The organism is Saccharibacillus sp. JS10, from assembly GCF_024436065.1.
Lineage (GTDB): Bacteria > Bacillota > Bacilli > Paenibacillales > Paenibacillaceae > Saccharibacillus.
Map to the genome: position 1 here is coordinate 50,746 of NZ_JANFNS010000005.1, position 21,942 is coordinate 72,687.

A 21,942-nucleotide genomic window follows, 5' to 3' on the forward strand; every position below is an offset into this window, starting at 1 on the left:
ACTTCTGGAAAATCGAGCATATAGCGTGTATAATCATCACAGTTAAGGTTCACCCGGCGTGTAAGCTGTTCAAATGTATAGAGAGGAATGGAAACCTGTTTATGAAATCAACTGAAAAATGGGGAGCATTCGTACTCAGCGCAGCGGTACTGCTGAGCGCTCCCGGCTATGCGGGTGCAAGTACAGGAAGTCTAAGCGGAAGTAAGCTGCCTCAGCCTTCTTGGACATCGTCATCCGTATATGACACATCGTTGGCGTCTGCACACGATGTTCGTTTTGTTGCGTCCCGTAATCTCGTTTATGCTCATACCGTACAACATGTACAAAAAAGTCTTTCGCCTATAAAAGATGACGGCTACCTAGAATCGATCACTGCTTTTGACGCCGCTACAGGCAATCAAAAATGGTCTCGAACGTTTCAAGATCAAAATGGCGTCTATACGACCGCCAGCTCTTTATTGTATGCAACAAATGGAGATGTATATTTCGTAGGCACGTTCTCTGATCGTACTCAGCACCTCTATGCACTTTCTTCGGATGGAAAAGAACTTTGGAGCCGTTCGATACCTTTAGGAAGCAAGGTTTATCTACTCGGCGATGAAAGTTTATTGATTTCCTCCCTTCAAGAACCTCATCGAAGTGGCAAGATCCAAACGAACGTGACACGTCTCGATCATTCCGGTAAGCTATTATCTTCTCAATTGCTCAACGGCTCTTTACTTGCTGCACAAGGTCAACGCATCGTTATGGATACCAACCGTCAAATTCGGATCAATGCTCATTCTTGGATGCCTTCTTCTAGCCCGACGATTGAAGTATATACATCAGATCTCAAACGCCTCTATACGTATAAGTTTCCGGCAAGCGTTCATCTTCTGAGTGATAGTCTTGGACCTACTATTTTGGTGCAAAACGATGGAACTCTACTGTTACGAGGATCGATTGCAGGTACGGTCAATAAATTATTTGCTTTTTCTCCTGAAGGTCAACTGTTGTGGGGGCGTGTTATCCCTGCCGATTCTGTTATTTTTGCAACAAACGATGGTTATGTGACGTATTCGAATCGAAAATTGACCGCTTTTAAATTGGATGGAAAAGTCGCAGAACGGATTTTGGACGATTCTCCGGGTCAATTCGTGATGTTAGAGCGTTCGGACAACGGAGAGCTTCAAGTGGATATGGCGGAGACACTGTATATTCTGGATCCCGAAAATTTAGAGATTGTACGAGCGGTATCCAACCGAGCGCTACGTAACGATTATGCTTTTGCTTATGCAGGAAACGTATTATATGCTGCCGAATCTGGAGCCCTCGTGAAATACGCGTTAAGTGAATAAAAGTTAAGTAAATAAAATCATATGAACGGGTTGTTGCGGATATCGCAATAACCCGTTTTTTTACCTCTTGAATCACTTTTGAAGCCCAATAAAGTAAACAATGATTACCAAAATGTAACTAAAAAAATGTTTCAAAATTAAATTTTCAAGATATTATTCAAATGCTTGCTAGAAGGTTAAGTTGTATTTGAAGCAAACAAAACACATAACGGAGGCGATACAAAATGGGTATTATCTGGTCCTTAATTATCGGTGGGGTTATCGGTTGGTTGGCCGGTCTTATCGTGGGCAGAGACATTCCTGGTGGCATCATCGGGAACATCGTCGCTGGTTTCATCGGCGGTTGGTTAGGCGGAGTAATCTTGGGCGAAATGGGTCCTGAGACAGGCGGATTCTACATCATTCCAGCATTAATCGGTGCGATCGTTCTGGTAGCGGTTGTCAGCCTGATCATGCGTTCGATGGGTCGCCGTAACAGAGCCTAATCGAAATCCAACGTCTAGCTGGTACGAATACACTTGATTTAGATCGAATGTATTCGTGCCAGACACAAAAAGAGCGCATCCCGTTACCACGGAGTGCGCTCTTTTTGCTTTTCAGTTCATTAAGAAAGTTTTAGATTATTCATTCAAATACGCTAATGCTTCGTCAAGTTCAGGGAATGATTTAACGATATCGCCAAACATCCGCTGCATTTGCATTTTCGATATTCCGGAACCTGTGTAATATGCCCATTTTTTAAGCCCTTTTTCTACAGATAGTTCGCCAAGGGGAGACAAAGCTACTGCTACTTCTTGTGTGAACAACTTTCCTTTGCTCAGGTCGGTCAAACCGGTAAATCCTGGTTTCGTTTTCGCCAGCTGAGCTTTGTATTCGGTATGGTAAGGTTCGACTTCATCCATCGTGATACTTTCCACGGTGCATACAAGACGATTCAGGTCTGGAAAATATTCAACCTTAAACATGGAAAATCCCCCTTGATTCATATATGTGCCTTCAACTTTTAGTATACTAAAAAAAATGTCGAATCTAAAGAAAAATTTTGTATTTCTTCATTAAAGTGCTTCTCTTAGATTCAAATGTTACTTTAAAAACCCTGTCGATTTAGCATAGTCAATCATCTTGGAAATCAATATATCATCGATTGCTTTCCATTGGAATCCGAGTTGCTCCAGATAAGAAACCGTGAGCTGACAAGGAATTTCAAAAGAAGTTTGGATTTGTGCGCTTTCCAACCAGCCGTAATGCAGCATAATTTTATCGATTTCGACACGCGATTCGCCGCTTTCAAACTTCTGCGTTAACTCGTCGACAAATTTTGCGAATTTCAGCGGCTTTACTTCGTATCCAAGATTTTTCGTCGTCAAAATCCGATACATACTTTCCAAGTGCGGATTCAGCAAATGGAAAATTTGATTTTGTAATTGTTCCGGCTGCATCAGCAGCAAGATCGAAGCACTAATTCCATCTACATATGAAAAGTCGGTATCTGGAGAAAGTTCGGGCACAATACCTAGCGTCAAAAACGACTGCATCATCGTATAAAACGCATTTTCACCGATATTTTCTTGGAAACGTCCAGTCTTCGAATGGAAGACGACGTTACCTAAACGATAAATGCTGGTTTGTATTCCTTTTGCCCTCGCGGCGATCACAAGTTCTTCGGCTTCAAATTTAGTTTTGGCGTAATAATTTTCGTATCGTTGCCCTAGATCTAAGTCATATTCTCCGAAAAAGGCTTGTTTCTGACCGTCGACGATACCTGTGGCTACACCAAGCGTAGAAATATGATGGAAATCTTTACGGCGTGCACTATCCGCAAGTTGCAATAATTGCTCAGTCGCTTCGACATTATGCCGCTTGAAATCATCGTAATTGCCATAATGCTTCACTGTAGCCGCAGCATGAACAATGACATCGATTTCTTGTTGCAATTGCGTATAAGCTTCTTCTGAAAGACCTATCCGTTCTTCAGACAAATCGCCATGTAATACATGCAGCCGATCTTCTGTAAGAGTCAAAGCTTGTTCGCCAAAATAAAACTTCAACTTATGTTGCACGCGGCGATAAGCTTGTTCATCATTGTCTCCACGTACGACGACAAAGATCTCCCAATCGGTACGTGTCAGCATATCATAAAGCAAATGAATCCCTACATACCCTGTCGCCCCGGTCAATAATACATTGCGATAACCGCGAAGTTTTGTGAGATCAACCGAGTTTACGTCTTGCTTCACTCGTTCCATATAGGCTTGGCGAACCTCCGCTAATGTATCTTCACGCTGGACAAGATAAGCTTCTTTTAATTCGGCAAGCTTTTCTACGATCCGATTGGATGCTGGCTTAATCACGTTCGCAAGCTCTGCCAACACTTGATGTTCAAACACATCGTTGATACTCAGTTCGAAGTGCTCTTGTAGACGTGCGACCATTACTGCGGCTTTCAGTGAGTGACCGCCCAATTCGAAAAAGTTATCTTGCCGACCGATACGTCCAATGCCTAAAACTCGCTGCCATACCTCTGCGATCTGCTGCTCGATTTCGTTTTGCGGAGCTTCATATTCCGTGCCTGACCCTATTTCATCAAGCTTCGGCTCAAGCAGAGCACGACGATCAATTTTGCCGTTAGGCGTCAGCGGCATTTTGTCCATCGATACAAAATAAGACGGAACCATATAATCCGGCAGCCGATGCGCAAGATGTTCGCGTAGCTCTCGCTGATGAGCGATTGTTGGCGAAGCTACATAAGCACATAGATATTTGCCGCCTGCCGCGTCTTCTTTTGCCAGCACAATCGTTTCTTTGACCGATTCATGCTCCAATAAAGCTGTTTCGATCTCGCCTAATTCGATTCGGAAACCCCGTATCTTCACTTGATGATCCAATCGACCCAAAAACTCCAATTCACCATTGGGAGTCCACCGTGCCAGGTCTCCTGTTTTGTACATGATACTACCTTGCTCAAAAGGATCTGCCAAATAACGTTCTTCGGTCAACTCCGGTTGATTATAATATCCTCTGCCTACACATTCGCCAGCAATATACAGTTCACCTGCGACGCCTTGAGGTTGCACATGCAAAGCTGAATTAAGCAAATAAATCCGCGTGTTGGCTATCGGTCTGCCGATGGGTGGCAATTCAGGAATATCTTCAGACGGATATACGGTATGTGCGGTTGCAACATGGGTTTCCGAAGGGCCGTAATGATTATGCAAAAAGATACCGTGACGACGCAGATGGTCTTGGAATTTTTCCGGTACGACCAGCTGTTCGCCAGCCGTGACGATATGACGAATACAGGTTGGAAACTGTTCTTCGTATTCTTTTTCACTCAAAATAAATTTCAAAAACGAGACCGGCATAAACAAAACACTAATTTGCTGCTGCTCGATAAAAGACAATAATTGTCCGACTTCGCGGCGCATCTCACTACGAATCATACATAATGTGCCGCCAGCAAGTAACGTCGACCAAATTTCTTGCGAACATACATCGAAACTCAGCGTTGTAAATTGCAGCACTCGCTCGCGATAATCGATATTGGTCTGCGTATATTCGTAATGAATTAAATTCATCATATTGCGATGCTCCAACATGACCCCTTTTGGACGCCCTGTCGTTCCAGACGTATAAATCACGTAAAGCAGGTCGCTTGGTTTAGAGCGTGGCTCTGGATTGTCTGTATATTGCGAATAGGCTTTTGCCTCGTCTATACACAGAACTTTGCCTGCAAACTGCAATTTATGAGCAAGATGCCGCTGAGTCAGCAATAAATCAGAGCCGCTATTTTCCATCATGTAGCGAATCCGATCTTCAGGATATTCAGGATCGATCGGAACATAGGCACCGCCGGCTTTTAAAATACCGAGTAGCCCTATAATCATTTCTGGAGAGCGATCCAGCATCAAGCCAACCAATTGATCGGGAGTCACGCCTTGTTCAATCAGCGTATACGCTAAAGAATTTGCTTTTTCATTAAGTTCTGCATACGTCAGCGACTGATCTTCAAACACTATTGCAATACTGTTCGGTTGCTGCATAGCTTGTTGCTCGAAAGCGGCTTGAATAGTCAGACTGCGATCATACTCCGAAGTCGTATCGTTCAATTGAATGACCAGCTTATGCTGCTCAGTTGCACTCAACATCGGAAGTGCAGGTAACTTCATATGCTCATTTTCCACGGCCGAACGCAGCAATTGCATATAATGTTCAGCAAGACGTTCAATCGTCGACGCCTCGAACAAGTCGCTGCAATATTGGAAATCCACTACAATTCCTGTATCATTTTCTGTCACGTCAAGCATCAGATCGTATTTGGCAATAGCCGGCGCGTAATGCTCTAGCGTCGTTTGTACGCCTTCCAATTGCGGGAATAAGCGACCTGTATTTTGCATCACGAACATTGTATCGAATAAAGGGCTTCGTCCAGCAATACGCGGAATATTCAATTCTTTAACGAGTTCCCCCAGCTCATATTCTTGATGATCAAAAGCACGAAGCAGCTCGCTTTTGACTTCACTTAAATATTCGGCGAAAGTCTTTTGTTGCTCCGGGTACGTTCGCATCGGCAATGTATTGACGAACATTCCGATAATCGAATGAACTTCTTCTTGGCTACGGTTGGCTACTGGCACACCTACAATTACGTCTTCTTGACCGCTATACCGCGACAATAATGTTCCGTAAGTTGCTAACATTACCATAAAGAGCGTGGAATCCGTGCGCTCTGCCAACCTCTTCAACCCAGTATGCAGCTGAGCATCAATCTCATAATGCAACGTCGCCCCACGGAAACTTTGTTTTTCGCTTCTTGGTTTGTCTGTCGGAAGTTGAAGCATCGGCAATTCTCCCGCCAAACGCTTCTGCCAGTAGTCAAGCTGATGTTGGCGGATGAACGCGGCAGCATCCTGTCTGTACCAGACCGAAAAATCTTTGAATTGTAGCGCTGGATCTTCCAGAGACTTTCCGCGATACAATTGTGACCATTCTTCGAAAAACAGGTGCATCGACACACCGTCAACCGCAATATGATGAAAATCAAGCATAATAAAATGCAAATCGCTATCGCAGGACACGACTCCTGCTCTCATCAGCGGAGCTTGGCTAAGGTCAAAAGGACGTACAAAAGTATCCATTACTGCATGAATACTTTTCTCTTCTGCTTGGGATACCGCGAGCTTCAAAGTAACTTGTGGATGAATCTGCTGGATAATCTGTTCACCACGAAGTTCAAACGAAGTACGCAGCGCTTCATGCCGCTCAACCATCGTTTGAAGCGTTTTTTCCAAACGCGGCAGATCCAATTCCCCTTGCACACGTAGCAATACCGGAGCGTTGTAAGCCGTCCCTGCACCCTCCATCTGCTCAATCAAAAACAATCGAGTTTGAGCCGGATAAGTGGGATAATGGATAGCTGGCAAAGCAGGCGAAAGAGACGGCAACGTCGATAAAACCTGATCGTGCTCTACTCTGCGCTCCGCAATCTGATCGGCTTGCAACTTAATGGTCGTATATTCGAATAATTCGCGAATCGTAAATCTGGCACCAAATACATGCTCAATCTTCGCTCGAAGAATCGCGGCTTGCAGCGAATGACCTCCAATATCGAAAAACCGATCCGATACGCCAAATCGATCATGTCCCAGAACTTCGCTCCAGATCGTATAGAGTCGTTGCTGCCTATCATTTGACGGTTCTTCAACTTGCGTTGCGACTTGAACTTGCGGCTTGGGCAATGCGCGGCGATCAATCTTCCCATTCGCGTTAACCGGAAGTTGATCTAAGGTAACCCAGTAAGCGGGAATCATATAATCGGGCAGTGTAACCGAAAGTTCGTCTGTCCATTCGGCATAATCGCGAGAAATCGCAGACTGGATATAAGCGGTCAAAAACGCATCGCCGGATTCATCGTGAGACGCAACAACTACGCAGTCTTGAACATGTTCGTTTTCCAAAATACGCTGCTCGATCTCGCCGATCTCGATACGAAATCCTCGAATTTTCACTTGGTGGTCAAGACGACCGAGAAATTCAATCGTGCCGTCACGTTTCCAGCGTGCCAAATCGCCTGTACGATACATCCGAGCACCTTCTACGTAAGGATGCACGGTAAACTTTTCTTCGGTTAATTCCGGTCGATTGAGATAACCGCGAGCCAGACCGTCTCCAGCGACGCAGAGTTCACCTGCAACACCAATCGGCTGAAGATGTCCAAAAGTATCCAAGATCATAATTTGCGAACCGCGAATCGGTTTGCCAATCGGGATATTGTCTTCCATCTGCGTCACCAAATGAAAACTCGTTACAATCGTATTTTCGGTAGGGCCATAGCAATTGTACAAATCGTAAGAACGGGGAGTGAATGTTTTTAATTTATCTCCACCTGTTAACAAAATCCGCAGCGAATGGTTGTCGTATTCAAAAAATTGCTCGCACAATTGAGTCGGCAAAAAAGCAATCGTGATTTCGTTGACGTCAAAATACGTATTCAAGCCTTCCGGATCCAAGCGCAATTCTTCTGGAATCATATAGATCGCAGATCCAGACATCAAATACGGAAAGATCTCCCAGACTGACGCGTCAAATCCAAAGCCCGCATACTTGATACTTCGATCTTGAGGAGTAATCTCAAATTGCTGAATATGCCACTTCGCAAAATTCATCAGCGATCGGTGCTCGACTACGACGCCTTTTGGCTTTCCTGTAGACCCTGAAGTGTAGATCACATAAGCGGCTTCGTTCATATCACCAGGCATATATCGTTCAACCTGCTCGTCCCATTGACGATCGTTATCGATTCTGATCGAATGCCCTGTGTAATGACTAGGTGGTTCGATGTGCGGAGTCAACAGCAATAGCGGGGCTTGGCTATCTTCTAACATAAAACGGATACGCTCAGCTGGATATTCGGGATCAATAGGTAAATAAGCAGCCCCCGTCTTCAACACCGCCAAGATCGACAAGATCATTTCGGCGGATGGACGTGCAAGAATACCTACAACCTGCCCACTTCCTAGATTCATGCTGCGCAGCTCACTCGCCAAAATATCTGAACGACGATCCAATTCACCGTAACTCAGTGTACCCCCTTCATACACAACAGCATCTTGATCCGGTGCCAATGCGGCACGTTCTGAAATCCAGTGATGAACAGGCTTATTCATTTCAAAAGGTTTTCGTGCGCCGCTCCAGGCATGCAGCAATAGTTGCCGTTCCGATTCGCTCAATAAATCTTCTTCGCTGATTGACGAATCTGGCGCAGCCATCATCCGAATACAAATACTTTGCAAATGATTCAATACGGATTGGACAAATTCTTCGCTGAAGCTTGATTTACGGAAATACGCACACGCTTGAATCTGATCCGAACCGGAAAATTCGATAAACAAATCGCAAGACGAAGATTCCAAGATTTGCGCATCGACAGCCGATATATTCAAGCCGATTCCCGTATTATATGGACGTTCTACCTTGCCTGACGTATAGAGTCGAGCAAATTGTTCAGCTGTTGCTTGCATTTTTCTAGATTGCTTCAAGTTCTGAGTGATCGTTTGGATTCGAGTTCGGAATGTATCATGATGTTTGCCTTTGATTAAAACCGGAAACATTTGGACAGAATCAGACGTGTAAAAGACAAAAGCTTGTTCTTCGCTTCGCAAATAACGTTGCAACAAAACGGACCAAGCGGCAGATAAAATTTCACTGCGTAGATAAGTGGGATCGAGTAACGAGAATGGCTGATTCACTTGTCCGATTTCATTTGAAGGCGGCAAACTTTCTCCAGATAGATACGTTTTTTCCTCTACTGCTCGTAATGACTCTAACCATACAGAATTTGAAGTGTCTGTTAATTCAACATTCATCGTTTATCTTGTTCCCCTTCCCAATCTTGTCTATCAGGATACCCACATACGAAATTGCCGCATCAACTCGTGTAGATCGAGGATTGCGACTTGATTATTCCAATATTGTTCAGGTCTTCGGCAAAAAGAAAACGCATAGTGCTCGGATAAAGAACGCTGAAGTATATAGGATTCGACGATCCACGGTTTTAGATGGGATTGCCGAGCTTCAACCTCGAATTTCTGAGCCTCATCATCGATCTGCCTAGGACTAAAGGAAGATAACGGATATTGAGAATGCAGCCCGGTTCCTTCAGCCTTAAGCCAGCTCTCCAACATCGTCCATCGTTTATAAAAGCTCTCCATCTCTAGAGGCGCCAAGTCCGTCTTCACTCCAGAATGTTCATTCGATTCGATCCCTAGCAACAATTTGATCGTTGAAGCTTCCAGCGGCAAAATATGCTCGACATCAATCCCTACATCGGTAGGCGCTACCGCGCATACGACACAAGCTCCTGAACCGGATACGTTGAACTTCGGGGCTTCATCATGCGCCAGATAAGGCTTACCGTAAGCACTGCGCTGAAAAACAAGCTCGGAATAGTTCATTCCTGTATGTTCTCCAAGCACTACGGATGATAATAAATGGGCTACGGCTTTACGCTGACGATCTTCTTTTCGAACCAAACGAGAAATTCCAACTTGCGCCTCGGAAGAAAACAATGAAATCAGACTGAACCACTCTTTTTCTTCTATACATGTCGGCAAAAAAACAGCAGAAATGTCTATTGCTCCATCTCCTTTCTTGTCATACAGATGAACTAAAAACGCTATACTTTGCCACTTCCTTAAATATCCAAATCGTTCTTTGTCCCTATGATACCAAAAAAGCATGCCTACACAATATCGGCACATAAATCCGTAAATCGAATACTTTAAAGAAAATAGTATCATTATCCCCTTTAAATCCAAAATTTTGTTTATGAACCTTTGGATGGATACGTTTTCTCCGTGCAAAGCTTTGTTTAGACACGTATAATGAACCTTAAAAAATCAAGGGGACGACCATGACCGACAAAATTGATCTGGACAAACAACGCCTGAGCATCGAAGCCGCGCGGCTGTATTATTTGTCCGACTATAGTCAACAAGATATTGCGACTCGGCTCGGCGTATCACGTCCAACCGTGTCAAGACTGCTTCAATATGCGAAAGAAAACGGATTTGTACGGATCACGATCGCCGATCCGTTGGAAGACCTCGATGCGCTCGGCATCGCGTTGACACAAAAATTTGGTCTCCAAACGGCTCGGGTCTGTTATTCGCCACAAAATGAGTATCGAGAGATTCGCACAAGAGTAGCGACAGCCGCTGCCGAGTATTTGGAAGAAAATGTTCAAGACGGCGATATTATCGGCATTACATGGGGAACGACGATGTACGCGCTCGCTCTTGAGCTTCGGCATAAACCATTACGTGGGGTCGAGATTGTCCAACTCAAAGGTGGAGTCAGTCATTCGCAAGTTCCTACTTATGCGGCGGAAACTGCGAATTTATTCGCGGAAGCTTTCGGAACCGTTGCCAGGTATTTGCCGCTTCCTGTTATTTTCGACCGGATTGAACTGAAAAAGATGGTCGAAGAAGATCGGCATATTCAGCGAATTATCGAACTCGGTCGCCAAGCGAATATCGCGGTGTTTACGGTCGGAACCGTTGAGGAAGACGCGTTGTTATTCCGATTGGGGTATTTTGACGAGCAACAAAGACAACAACTTCAAGCCGTCGGTGCAGGCGATATTTGCTCGCGATTTTTTGACGATCGTGGACAGATTTGTAGCGAAGAAATCAACGACCGCACGGTAGGGATCGACTTATCCGAATTACGCCGCAAAGAACGATCAATTTTGGTCGCTGGAGGTCCTCGTAAGATTCGCGCAATTCGTGCAGCTTTGACCGGTCGATACGCCAATATTTTGATTACGGATCAATTTACTGCACTTTCCTTACTTGCTGATTAAATTTCACCGCCAAGCTGCCGATAAAAATATCGTGCAGCTTTTTTTATGGCGCTGCATCTTCCAAACAAACGATCTTATTCGTTTGTCTATTTCTTATCCTATACAGGGCAAATTCGTTGAAAAGCGAAGACGCAAAGCTACGGGCCTAACACCGTTCTCCGGACGGTCACGGTAGCCGGGTTGCCGATTTCGGACCTGATTTGCGGATGAATCGAAAGGTGAAGAAACATCATGAATACACGCCATACGTTTTCCCGCTGCCTTGTTTTCTGCTTACTTCTGGCTTGGACAACAAGTTCTTTCGGAACTTCTCATGCTCAAGCGCGTGAACAAGATCAGTTTTCGACTTGGGTATGGAATCCTTGGTCATTGCGGGCTTCATCCGACGATTTGCTCACTTTCGCGGTATCCAATAAAATTTCGACTTTATATCTACAGATTGATGCTGAGATGGAGATTTCCGATTACACTACGTTTATTCGCAAAGCTTCGGCAAAACAGATTCAAGTCTACGCGCTAGACGGCGCGCCGGCTTGGGCAACAGACCGCAGCTTGCCACAAGCTTTTGTAAATTGGTTATCGGCTTATCAAGCTTCAGCAAAAAAAGACGAAAAATTTGCGGGTATCCATATCGATGTCGAACCTTATCTGCTTCCTCAATGGGAAAGTGATCGAGAAGCTTTGCTGAGAAGTTGGAAAAGTTCGACTCAAATTATTCTTCAAGGTGCAAAAAGTCTGAGTTTGCGCGCAGAAGCGGATATTCCTTTTTGGTTCCATGAACATCAGATGCCTGATGAAAATCGAACACTCAGTTCATGGATGATCGATCGCTTCGACGGCGTTACGATCATGGCTTATCGCGATTCCGGTGCGCAAATTATTGAAGTTGCCAAAACGCAATTGGCGGAAGCGGAAAAGCTCGGCAAGCCTTTGCGGATTGCAGTCGAGACGAACCCTTCCAGCGAGACCCCTCAAGTTACCTTTTACGAAGAAGGTGCGCCTTTTTTGAACAGTCAACTTGAAACCGTTCGTCAAGCTCTTGGGAGCAGCCCGAGCTTTGCAGGTTTTGCGGTGCATGATTACGAGGGCTGGAAAAAATTGCAGAAAGCAAGCGTGGCAAAGTCTGTACAACCTTCGAAAAACCAAGCCTCTCAGACTGGCGCAGCTGTGAAATCGTCCAAAAAGATACGGACATCCCTTCCTAAAGCGACAGCTCGCAAAAAGTAAATTCAATAGCCTGAATTCTATGTTGACCGGAGCGACATAGAAATCAGGCTTTTTTCATGTGTTTTTTTACTTTTTGAGCTTTAAGTTATTGGGTTTGCAGCATGTGTGCGGTACACATGAACAAAATTTCAACATACATTTTGCATTTGTTCATACACATGTTATGATAGCAGTAATTCTACACTTGAAGGAGAGATTTACGATGAATCTTGCATCCATGATTGACCATACTTTATTGAAAGCTGACGCGACACAAGTCGAAGTCGAAAAGCTGATTGAAGAAGCCAAAATGTATACGTTCGCTTCGGTATGCGTGAACCCGACTTGGGTTGCTTTTGCTGCTGAACGACTGACAGGTACACCTGTAAAAGTCTGCACGGTAATCGGGTTCCCTCTTGGAGCATCCACTTCCGAAACCAAAGCGTTCGAGACTCGCGACGCGATTCAAAAAGGAGCTCACGAAATCGATATGGTTCTCAATATCGGCGCACTGAAAAGCGGCAACGTTGAGCAAGTTGAACGCGATGTACGCGCAGTTGTTGAAGCAGCGGCAGGCGAAGCTCTGGTTAAGGTGATCATCGAGACTTGTTTGCTGACTGACGAAGAAAAAGTATTGGCTTCCGAATTGTCGGTTCGCGCAGGTGCAGACTTCGTCAAAACTTCGACTGGATTCTCCACAGGCGGAGCTACAGTGGAAGACATCGCATTGATGCGTAAAACAGTAGGACCAACGGTTGGTGTTAAAGCTTCCGGCGGCGTGCGCAGCCGTGAAGATATGGAAAAGATGATTCAAGCAGGCGCTACGCGAATCGGAGCAAGCTCCGGCGTAAAAATTATGCAAGGCGAAAAATCGGATTCTTCATACTAATCTGGATGACCGGGAGGGCTTACAATGAGCCACGCTAAAAAGGAAGAATTGATCGCAGCCGCAATTGCAGCTCGCAACAGTGCTTACGTTCCGTATTCTCATTTTGAAGTCGGAGCTGCCTTATTCGCAGAAGGTAAAGTCTACTCTGGTTGCAATATTGAAAACGCGTCTTTTGGCTTAACGAATTGCGCAGAGCGCACAGCCATTTTCAAAGCGGCTTCCGAAGGGATTCGCCGGATTGAAGCGATCGCGGTCGTTGCCGATACCGAAGGCCCTGTCTCTCCATGCGGAGCTTGCCGTCAAGTGATCGCGGAGTTCGCGGACGAGCATACCGTCATTTATCTCACGAATCTTCACGGCAACACTGAAGAGTGGACGATGTCGACGCTGCTTCCGGGTTATTTCCAAGCCAAAGACATGGACAAAGCGTAATCGGCATTCCAATTTTTATCACGATATGAGCTTAATGGATATCCGAATAGTGGGAAGTCGTTTTTATACTAGCTTCTCCTCTATTCGATCCTTTTTGTTTGTTTTCTCCTTTTCAAACTATTTTTGTAAACGCTTCATCTTTCATCAAAAAATTATCGGTCAGGAGAGTTTTCTGTATGCACATTGTTATCGCTCTAATCGGTTTGGTCGTCGTCTTCGGGCTTGCTTTTCTTGCAAGCAACGGTCGCACCAAAATTCGTTATCGCCCGCTGATTGTCATGGTCGTTTTGCAAGCCGTACTTGCCTTTTTACTGCTTAATACCGTACTGGGTACTACATTGATTCGTATCTTTGCGACCACGTTCGAAACGCTGCTGGAATATGCAACCGAAGGTATCGGTTTTGTGTTCGGAGGCATCTTGCTGGAAAATAAAGCTTCGATCTTTTTCTTAAACGTATTGATGCCTATCGTGTTCATCTCCGCATTGATCGGGATCTTGCAGTATATCCGCGTATTGCCTTTTATCATCCGCTATATCGGGTTGGTACTGAGCAAAATCAACGGAATGGGCAAGCTGGAATCTTACAACGCAGTCGCTTCGGCGGTATTGGGTCAATCGGAAGTCTTTATTTCTGTCAAAAAACAAATCGGATTGCTGCCGGCTAACCGCCTGTACACGCTGTGCGCTTCGGCAATGTCTACCGTATCGATGTCGATCGTCGGCGCTTATATGGGACTGATTCCGCCAAAGTTTGTCGTTACAGCACTTGTCCTCAACTTGTTTGGCGGATTCATTATCGCTTCGATCATCAATCCGTACAAAGTCGAACCAAACGAAGATATTTTGGAAGTTCAAGAAGAAGAAAAACAATCGTTTTTCGAAATGCTCGGCGAATACATCATGGACGGATTTAAAGTCGCGATTATCGTGGCTGCGATGTTGATCGGTTTTGTCGCTTTGATTGCGATGTTGAACGGAATTTTCGCCGCGATCTTCGGGATTTCGTTCCAAGAGATGCTCGGCTACGTCTTCTCGCCTTTTGCTTTCATTATGGGTATTCCGTGGAACGAAGCGGTGACAGCAGGCGGCATTATGGCAACCAAGCTGATGACGAACGAATTCGCAGCGATGGTCAATCTGCAAACGTTGATCAACGCAGGTACGTTGAGCGATCGCACAATCGGGATTGTGTCTGTGTTCTTGGTCTCGTTTGCGAACTTCTCTTCGATTGGCATTATTGCCGGAGCAGTAAAAGGTTTGCATGAAAAACAAGGGAATGTCGTAGCTCGTTTTGGCTTAAAATTACTGTATGGCGCAACTCTAGTCAGTATGTTGTCCGCAATTATTGCAGGCTTATTTATTTAAACGCTATCTGAGTCGTGAAAAAGCGTTTAAAAAGGTGTAGAATAAGATTTTCTGATCTGAAAGGAGTTTCTACTATGTCTACATTTAAACGGATTCACTTGATCGTAATGGACTCGGTCGGAATCGGCGAAGCGCCGGATGCCGCAGAGTTCGATGATTTCGACGTCGATACGTTCGGTCATATCGCTCGCGAAATGGGCGGTCTGAACATGCCGAATATGGCGAAACTGGGATTATCCCATATCGAAGAAGTCCAAGGGGTCGCTAAAGTCGATCAACCTCTCGCTTACTACACTAAAATGCAAGAAGCTTCGCGCGGTAAAGACACGATGACCGGGCACTGGGAAATCATGGGGCTTTATATCGATACGCCGTTCCGCGTATTCCCAGACGGATTCCCCGATGAATTGATCCAGCGTATCGAAGAAAAAACGGGACGCAAAGTGATTGGCAACAAACCGGCAAGCGGTACGGAAATTCTGGATGAGCTAGGCGAAGAGCATATGAAGACCGGCGCACTGATTGTCTACACATCGGCTGACTCCGTGCTTCAAGTTGCCGCTCACGAAGATATCGTCCCGCTGAAAGAACTCTATGAAATTTGCGAGTTTTGCCGTGAGATCACGCTTGAAGATCCGTACATGCTCGGTCGCATCATCGCACGTCCATTCGTTGGCGAGCCGGGAGCGTTTAAGCGTACCGCAGGTCGCCATGACTATGCCCTTAAGCCTTTCGGTCGTACGACGATGAACGAACTGCAAGACGGCGGGCTTGATGTGATCGCGCTTGGCAAAATCGCGGATATCTACGACGGCGAAGGCGTAACCAAGTCCGTGCGTACCGTCTCGAATATGGACGGCATGGATAAATTGGTCGAAGAAATGAAGCAACCTTTCCACGGTCTTAGCTTCTTGAATCTGGTCGATTTCGATGCCCTGTTCGGACACCGCCGCGATCCGCAAGGTTACGGTCAAGCACTGGAAGAGTACGACGCTCGTTTGCCGGAAGTCTTTGAACAAATGACGGATGAAGATCTGCTGATCATCACCGCCGACCACGGTAACGACCCAACGTATCGCGGCACCGACCATACCCGTGAATACGTACCGCTGCTGATGTACTCGCCAAGCTTCAAAAACGGCGGCACTAAGCTTCCTGTGCGCAGCACATTCGCCGATATCGCAGCGACCGTCGCCGAAAACTTCGGCGTCAAAGCTCCGGAATACGGCACCAGTTTCTTGAGCGACCTTAAATAAGCAATTCGATCTTTGGATTTTAAGTTTTATCTTTTGATTTTTTCACACCCAAAAAACCAAAACACGAATAGTTTCTTCTATCTCCGCTCCGCCCAGTTCTAGCCCAGCGAAGAATAGGATGGAGTCGGAGAAACGAAGTGTTCGCATTTGAAAAATAACGGCGATCGCAGACCCATCCTATTCGCAGCGCCACCTATAACACCAACTTAACTCAACTCACCATAACGGAGGTTTTCAAACAATGAGTGTACACATCGAAGCTAAAGTCGGCGACATCGCCGAAACGATCCTGCTCCCAGGCGACCCGCTCCGCGCGAAATTCATCGCCGACACCTATCTCGAAGACGTGGTTCAATACAACCAAGTTCGCGGCATGCTCGGTTTCACAGGAACTTACAAAGGTCAACGCATCTCGGTTCAAGGTTCCGGTATGGGTATCCCTTCGTTCGCAATCTATGCCAACGAACTGATCAGCCAATACGGCGTGAAAAACTTGATCCGCGTCGGTACTTGCGGCGGTATGCAAGAAAGCGTTCGTGTCCGCGACGTCATCTTGGCACAAGCCGCTTGCACAGATTCCAGTATGAACCGTAACACGTTCCCTGGTTTCGACTTCGCTCCGATCGCAAGCTTCGGTCTGTTGAAAGAAGCTTACGAGCGCGCTGTCGAAAAAGGGCTGAACGTGCATGTCGGCAACATTTTAAGTTCCGATATCTTCTATCGCGACGACAAGACTGTTACGACGAAGCTGATGGAATACGGCGTACTCGGCGTTGAAATGGAAACAACGGCTTTGTATTCGCTTGCCGCGAAATTCGGCGTGAACGCACTGACTATTTTGACCGTTAGCGATCACTTGATCACTGGCGAAGAAACGACATCCGAAGAACGTCAATCGACCTTCAACGATATGATGGAAATCGCTTTGGAGACCGCTATTACCTTGTAATTTTTCAACATCATTGATAATGAAAGCGAGGCGGATCAGGATGAGAATGGTAGACTTGATCGAGAAAAAACGGGACGGCAAAGAACTGAGCACCGAAGAAATCAACTTTATTGTAGAAGGTTATACCAAAGGCGAAATTCCGGATTATCAAGTCAGCGCTTTTTCGATGGCGGTCTTTTTCCAAGATATGAACGACCGCGAACGTGCGGATCTGACGATGGCGATGGTTCATTCCGGTGATACGATTGATCTGTCCGCGATCGAAGGCGTCAAAGTCGACAAACACTCCACAGGCGGTGTAGGCGACACGACGACGCTCGTTCTCGCTCCTCTCGTTGCGGCGCTGGACGTACCCGTGGCAAAAATGTCGGGTCGCGGACTTGGTCATACAGGCGGTACCGTCGATAAGCTTGAAGCGGTAAAAGGGTTCCACGTTGAAATCACGAACGAAGAATTCGTAAAACTCGTGAACGAACATAAAATCGCGGTTATCGGTCAAAGCGGCAACTTGACTCCAGCCGACAAAAAGCTATACGCACTCCGCGACGTTACGGCGACAGTCAATTCGATTCCGATGATCGCAAGCTCGATTATGAGCAAAAAGATCGCAGCCGGAGCCGACGCGATTGTACTGGACGTGAAAACGGGCGCTGGCGCATTTATGAAAACGATCGAAGGCTCCAAAGACCTCGCTCATGCGATGGTATCGATCGGTAACAATGTCGGCCGCCGTACAATGGCTGTTATTTCCGATATGAGCCAACCGCTGGGCGCTGCAATCGGTAATGCTTTGGAAGTGCAAGAAGCAATCGATACGCTCCGAGGTCAAGGCCCTAAAGATCTGGAAGACCTGTGTATGGCACTGGGCAGCCAGATGGTCTTCCTCGCAGGCAAAGCTTCTTCGCTCGAAGATGCCGAAAGCAAACTGCGCGAAGTGATTGCCAACGGCAAAGCGCTGGATAAATTCCGCGATTTCCTTGCCAATCAAGGCGGCGACGCTTCGGTGGTCGATCATCCAGAGCGCTTGCCGCAAGCGGCTTACAAGATCGAAGTTCCGGCTCCGCGCAGCGGCGTTGTCTCGCAGATCGTAGCGGATGAGATCGGCGTCGCTGCAATGTGGCTTGGCGCAGGTCGCGCGACTAAAGAATCGGAAATCGATCTTGCTGTCGGTCTGATGCTGAATAAAAAAGTCGGCGAAGCGGTTCAAGAAGGCGAATCGTTAGTGACGATCCACGCGAACAGCGAAGATGTCGATAACGTACGCGAGAAGATTCTGGCTGCAATCTCGATTGCGGACAGCGCTGAAGCTCCTACACTCATTTACGGTACCGTAACGGAATAACTTTTTCGAAAAAGGTTGCATCAAGCTTACAGGGCGTTTTTCCTAGATCATCTGGGAAAAACGTCTTTTTGTTGTAACGAAAGTCGCAATCTTGTTCTCAAATTTGGAAATTCATAAACAGCGAGCTAAAATAAAAGTAGAAGTTTGAGATCGAAATTTCAAGGAGGAATACATATGTCTGATTCGCAGGAATATCGCTTTCAGGTGAATTTGAGCGGAATGATCGATATTTTATCGAATCATTTGTACAGCAGCCCGCGTGTGTTTTTGCGTGAATTGCTACAAAATGCGACCGATGCGATCACCGCAAGAATGGATGTCGATCCTTCGCATCGCGGCGAAGTGTTTGTTGAACTCGCTGGCGAAGGCGCACAATCTACCTTAGTCATTCAAGACAACGGAATCGGTTTGACCGAAGAAAATGTACACGAGTTTCTCGCGATGATCGGTCATTCTTCCAAACGAAACGGAACCGAATTGCTCGGCGAAACTTCGTTTATCGGGCGATTCGGAATCGGTCTGCTGTCTTGCTTTATGGTAAGCGATGAGATCGTGATGTTGACGCAATCGGCTTCTGGCGGCCCTTCGATCGAATGGCGCGGTAAGCCGGACGGAACGTACAGTATCCGCAAATTGGAGACTTCGCTCACGACAGGAACCAAGGTTTATTTGCGCTGCAAACCGGATACGGATTTTTATTTTGAAAAAGAATCGGTAGAACTTGATCTGCTGCATTACGGCGCGCTTCTTCCTTATCCGATTATTTTGTCGGCAAACGGAGTCGAACAACAGATCAACCCGGATGTACCGGCTTGGATTTTGAACCCGGAACTGGCAAATTCGTATTCCGATGACGTGCTGAGTTTTGGAGAACGGATGCTAGGTGAAAAATTCCGCGATTTTATTCCACTGCGCACATCCAATGGACGTACAGGCGGGATTGCTTATATTTTGCCGCACGCGGTGAATCTGAATGCCAAACGTTCGCACAAAGTGTATCTTAAGCGGATGCTGATCTCCGAAGCCGCGGACAATATTTTGCCGGATTGGGCATTTTTCGTAAAATGCTTGATTTGGACCGATGAACTGCAACCGACAGCTTCGCGTGAACATTTTTACGAAAATGAGTTATTGGAACAAGTACGCGGCGAATTAGGGCAATGTATCCGCAACGAATTGATTACAATTAGCGAGCAGTCGCCTAACCGATTGCAGCGTATTGTCGATCTTCATGCGTTATCGATGAAAAACTTGGCGGTGCAAGACGATCAGTTTTATTTGATGATTCATCGCTGGTTGCCTTTCGAAAGTACATACGGGCACAAAACGCTAGGTGAGCTTATTGACGAAAAACGTACGCTGTATTATACGGTAGCGCTCGATCATTATCGTCAGCTTCGCCATGTGGCTTCGGCGCAATCGATGTTGGTCATTAACGGCGGTTATATTTATGAAGCCGAACTGCTGCAATCACTTGCTATTCTTCTTCCGCAAGTCGATCTACGCCGCTTATTGCCTGAAGACGTATCGCTTTCTTTTGCGGACCTGAATGCCGAAGAACGTTCCGCCACGCTGCAAACATTGCGTAGTGCCGATCTCACCTTGCAACGCTTCCGCTGCCGTGTGATGCTCAAGCGTTTCAACCCCGAAGAACTGCCGGCTTTGTTCACGTTACCGGAAGAAGCCGCAACGCTGCGTTCGATCGAACGTGCGAGCGAGCAAAGCACGCAAGCTTTTTCTTCCGTACTCGGTAGTCTCAGTCAGTCATTACAAGACGGAGCAAGCTCGTATTCGATTTTGTATCTCAACTTGAATAATCCTGTCGTGGAACGGTTGTTTACCGGAGAACCGACAAGCCGTTTGCAGACTTTGATTGAAATGTTATACGCCAATGCCCTCATGATGGGTCATTATCCGATGAGTCGCCCCGAGCTTGCTCTACTGAACCAAGGCATTTTGTCTTTGATCGATTGGAGCATGGGATCTGAGAAAGGAGAATAATCAGCTATGGAACATAACGATATGGACTTTGAACAGTTAATGGATGAATCTTATTTTTTGCCTAACGGTGCAGCGAAAGTGGCATTGCTTGAAAAAGCGGCGGAACTTGCCGACTTGGAGGGAGATGTCGAAGCCGGTTATGAAGCACGCGAAGCTCTTGTAGAAGCCGCAAGCTTCGGTGGATTCCCGCTTAAAGCTATCGTGGCTTATTCGTGGCAGCTGGGTCAATACGACCGTAACCCGGAAGCTTTTGATTCGCAAACGCTGATGTGGAATTACAAATGGATTATCGACGATGTGCCGTCTTTCGCGGAAGTGCCTACTGAACAGATTTTTTCGCTGCTGGAAGACTTGCGTCGGCGTTATCTTGAATACGGGGTTAGCGATCGCACGTATTGGTATTACTATTTCCGTTTGGCGATGGGCATGGGCGATATGGAAAAAGCCGGCGAATGCTTAAAACAGTTCCGTACGCTCAAAAGAGACAGTATGAGCGACTGCACGGCTTGCGAGCTGGATGAAGAAGTTCACTATTTGAACCTGCTGCAAGAAGATGAGAAAGCTCTAAAAAAAGCAAAACCGATTATCGAAGGTCGCAAAGCTTGCGCGGAAGTTCCCGAGATGACGCTGCCTGGATTGTTGATGCCGTTGCATCGTCTGGGTCGCTCCGAAGAAGCGGAAGAAATGCAGCGTCGAAGTTATTCGATGCTTGGCAATCATGCGAAGTTTGTCCGTCAGTACGGCGATCATATCGGCTACTTGTCGGTTGTCGATCCGCAGCGCGCTTTGCCGCTGCTGGAGCGTCATCTGCCGCAAGCGGAATCGGCGGAAGATCCGGTTGCTCGGATGCTGTTTTTCTGGAATGCGGCAGCGCTACTTAGCAAGCTGCAAAAAACGGATGAATCGGTAGCGCTGAGTCTACCGCCTTCTTCTTCTTTCTATCCGTTAATCGACCGTGTGGCTGATCTGCAAGGTCAATTGGAAGAACAAGCTTTTGCTATCGCGAGTGCGCTCGATAAACGGAACGGGAACGACTTCCATACTCAACATGGACAACGTATCCTGGCTGAGCGAGGGTGACACGGGAAGCGAAAAGACTCCGGGAGAGATTGGTTTCGGTCGCGTGTTAAACTATAGCATAAGCTTCCGAAGTGCATTTCTTATCTAATTAAAAAAGAAGCAACTATAATAAGCTTGCTTCTACAATAAAAATATTCAGATAACCTTATAAATTTTTAGTTAATGTTATATGAGATGATCAAGTCATATTGCTCTCTCTTATTTGGAGGATCGGCAAGAACGCT

At 46.2% G+C, this 21,942-nt stretch carries 15 protein-coding genes and 1 riboswitch; of the genes, 12 read left to right on the forward strand and 3 right to left on the reverse strand.

Annotated elements, in window-relative coordinates; translation table 11 throughout:
- Positions 1–101 precede the first annotated feature (101 nt).
- Together NOM90_RS15205 and NOM90_RS15210 are read left to right on the forward strand one after the other, a co-directional pair.
- Positions 102–1,337, forward strand: a complete 1,236-nt coding sequence (locus tag NOM90_RS15205) for an outer membrane protein assembly factor BamB family protein (protein WP_255943150.1) — start codon at positions 102–104, stop codon at positions 1,335–1,337.
- 224 nt (positions 1,338–1,561) lie between these two features.
- Entirely contained in the window at positions 1,562–1,822 is a 261-nt protein-coding gene (locus NOM90_RS15210; RefSeq protein ID WP_255943151.1) for a GlsB/YeaQ/YmgE family stress response membrane protein, read from the forward strand.
- 135 nt (positions 1,823–1,957) lie between these two features.
- Here the strand turns inward: NOM90_RS15210 and NOM90_RS15215 are convergent, their stop codons facing one another.
- The 3 genes from NOM90_RS15215 to NOM90_RS15225 form a co-directional block, all read right to left on the reverse strand.
- Positions 1,958–2,302, reverse strand: a complete 345-nt coding sequence (locus NOM90_RS15215) for a hypothetical protein (protein WP_255943153.1) — start codon at positions 2,300–2,302, stop codon at positions 1,958–1,960.
- 117 nt (positions 2,303–2,419) lie between these two features.
- The gene (locus NOM90_RS15220) at positions 2,420–9,199 is read right to left on the reverse strand and encodes a non-ribosomal peptide synthetase (protein WP_255943155.1); all 6,780 of its coding nucleotides are present in this window, start codon (positions 9,197–9,199) and stop codon (positions 2,420–2,422) included.
- Positions 9,200–9,232: 33 nt separating this feature from the next.
- On the reverse strand, positions 9,233–10,132 hold the full coding sequence (locus NOM90_RS15225) for a 4'-phosphopantetheinyl transferase family protein (RefSeq protein ID WP_370866626.1): 900 nt from the start codon (positions 10,130–10,132) through the stop codon (positions 9,233–9,235).
- Positions 10,133–10,257: 125 nt separating this feature from the next.
- Between NOM90_RS15225 and NOM90_RS15230 the strand changes: the two genes are divergently transcribed.
- The 10 genes from NOM90_RS15230 to NOM90_RS15275 all read left to right on the forward strand — a co-directional run bounded on the left by NOM90_RS15230 (position 10,258) and on the right by NOM90_RS15275 (position 21,718).
- Positions 10,258–11,196, forward strand: coding sequence for a DNA-binding transcriptional repressor DeoR (locus NOM90_RS15230; RefSeq protein ID WP_255943568.1), 939 nt, complete (start codon positions 10,258–10,260; stop codon positions 11,194–11,196).
- Positions 11,197–11,292: 96 nt separating this feature from the next.
- A riboswitch (cyclic di-GMP riboswitch) is annotated at positions 11,293–11,384 on the forward strand.
- Between the two features lie 43 nt (positions 11,385–11,427).
- A complete protein-coding gene (locus NOM90_RS15235) occupies positions 11,428–12,423 on the forward strand; it encodes a hypothetical protein (RefSeq protein ID WP_255943157.1) in 996 nt (331 codons plus the stop codon).
- Positions 12,424–12,625: 202 nt separating this feature from the next.
- Positions 12,626–13,291: a deoxyribose-phosphate aldolase gene (deoC, locus tag NOM90_RS15240; RefSeq protein WP_255943158.1), complete on the forward strand. Its 666-nt coding sequence runs from the start codon at positions 12,626–12,628 to the stop codon at positions 13,289–13,291.
- A gap of 24 nt (positions 13,292–13,315) precedes the next feature.
- Entirely contained in the window at positions 13,316–13,723 is a 408-nt protein-coding gene (locus tag NOM90_RS15245) for a cytidine deaminase (protein ID WP_255943159.1), read from the forward strand.
- Positions 13,724–13,899: 176 nt separating this feature from the next.
- Entirely contained in the window at positions 13,900–15,090 is a 1,191-nt protein-coding gene (locus NOM90_RS15250) for a NupC/NupG family nucleoside CNT transporter (protein WP_255943160.1), read from the forward strand.
- 74 nt (positions 15,091–15,164) lie between these two features.
- On the forward strand, positions 15,165–16,346 hold the full coding sequence (gene deoB / locus NOM90_RS15255) for a phosphopentomutase (protein ID WP_255943161.1): 1,182 nt from the start codon (positions 15,165–15,167) through the stop codon (positions 16,344–16,346).
- 241 nt (positions 16,347–16,587) lie between these two features.
- Positions 16,588–17,295 (forward strand): purine-nucleoside phosphorylase, encoded by a 708-nt coding sequence (gene deoD, locus NOM90_RS15260; RefSeq protein ID WP_255943162.1) that lies wholly within the window; start codon positions 16,588–16,590, stop codon positions 17,293–17,295.
- 40 nt (positions 17,296–17,335) lie between these two features.
- Positions 17,336–18,637 (forward strand): pyrimidine-nucleoside phosphorylase, encoded by a 1,302-nt coding sequence (locus tag NOM90_RS15265; protein ID WP_255943163.1) that lies wholly within the window; start codon positions 17,336–17,338, stop codon positions 18,635–18,637.
- Positions 18,638–18,811: 174 nt separating this feature from the next.
- Positions 18,812–20,638 (forward strand): HSP90 family protein, encoded by a 1,827-nt coding sequence (locus NOM90_RS15270; protein ID WP_255943164.1) that lies wholly within the window; start codon positions 18,812–18,814, stop codon positions 20,636–20,638.
- A gap of 6 nt (positions 20,639–20,644) precedes the next feature.
- Entirely contained in the window at positions 20,645–21,718 is a 1,074-nt protein-coding gene (locus NOM90_RS15275) for a hypothetical protein (RefSeq protein ID WP_255943165.1), read from the forward strand.
- The last annotated feature ends 224 nt before the right edge of the window (positions 21,719–21,942 follow it).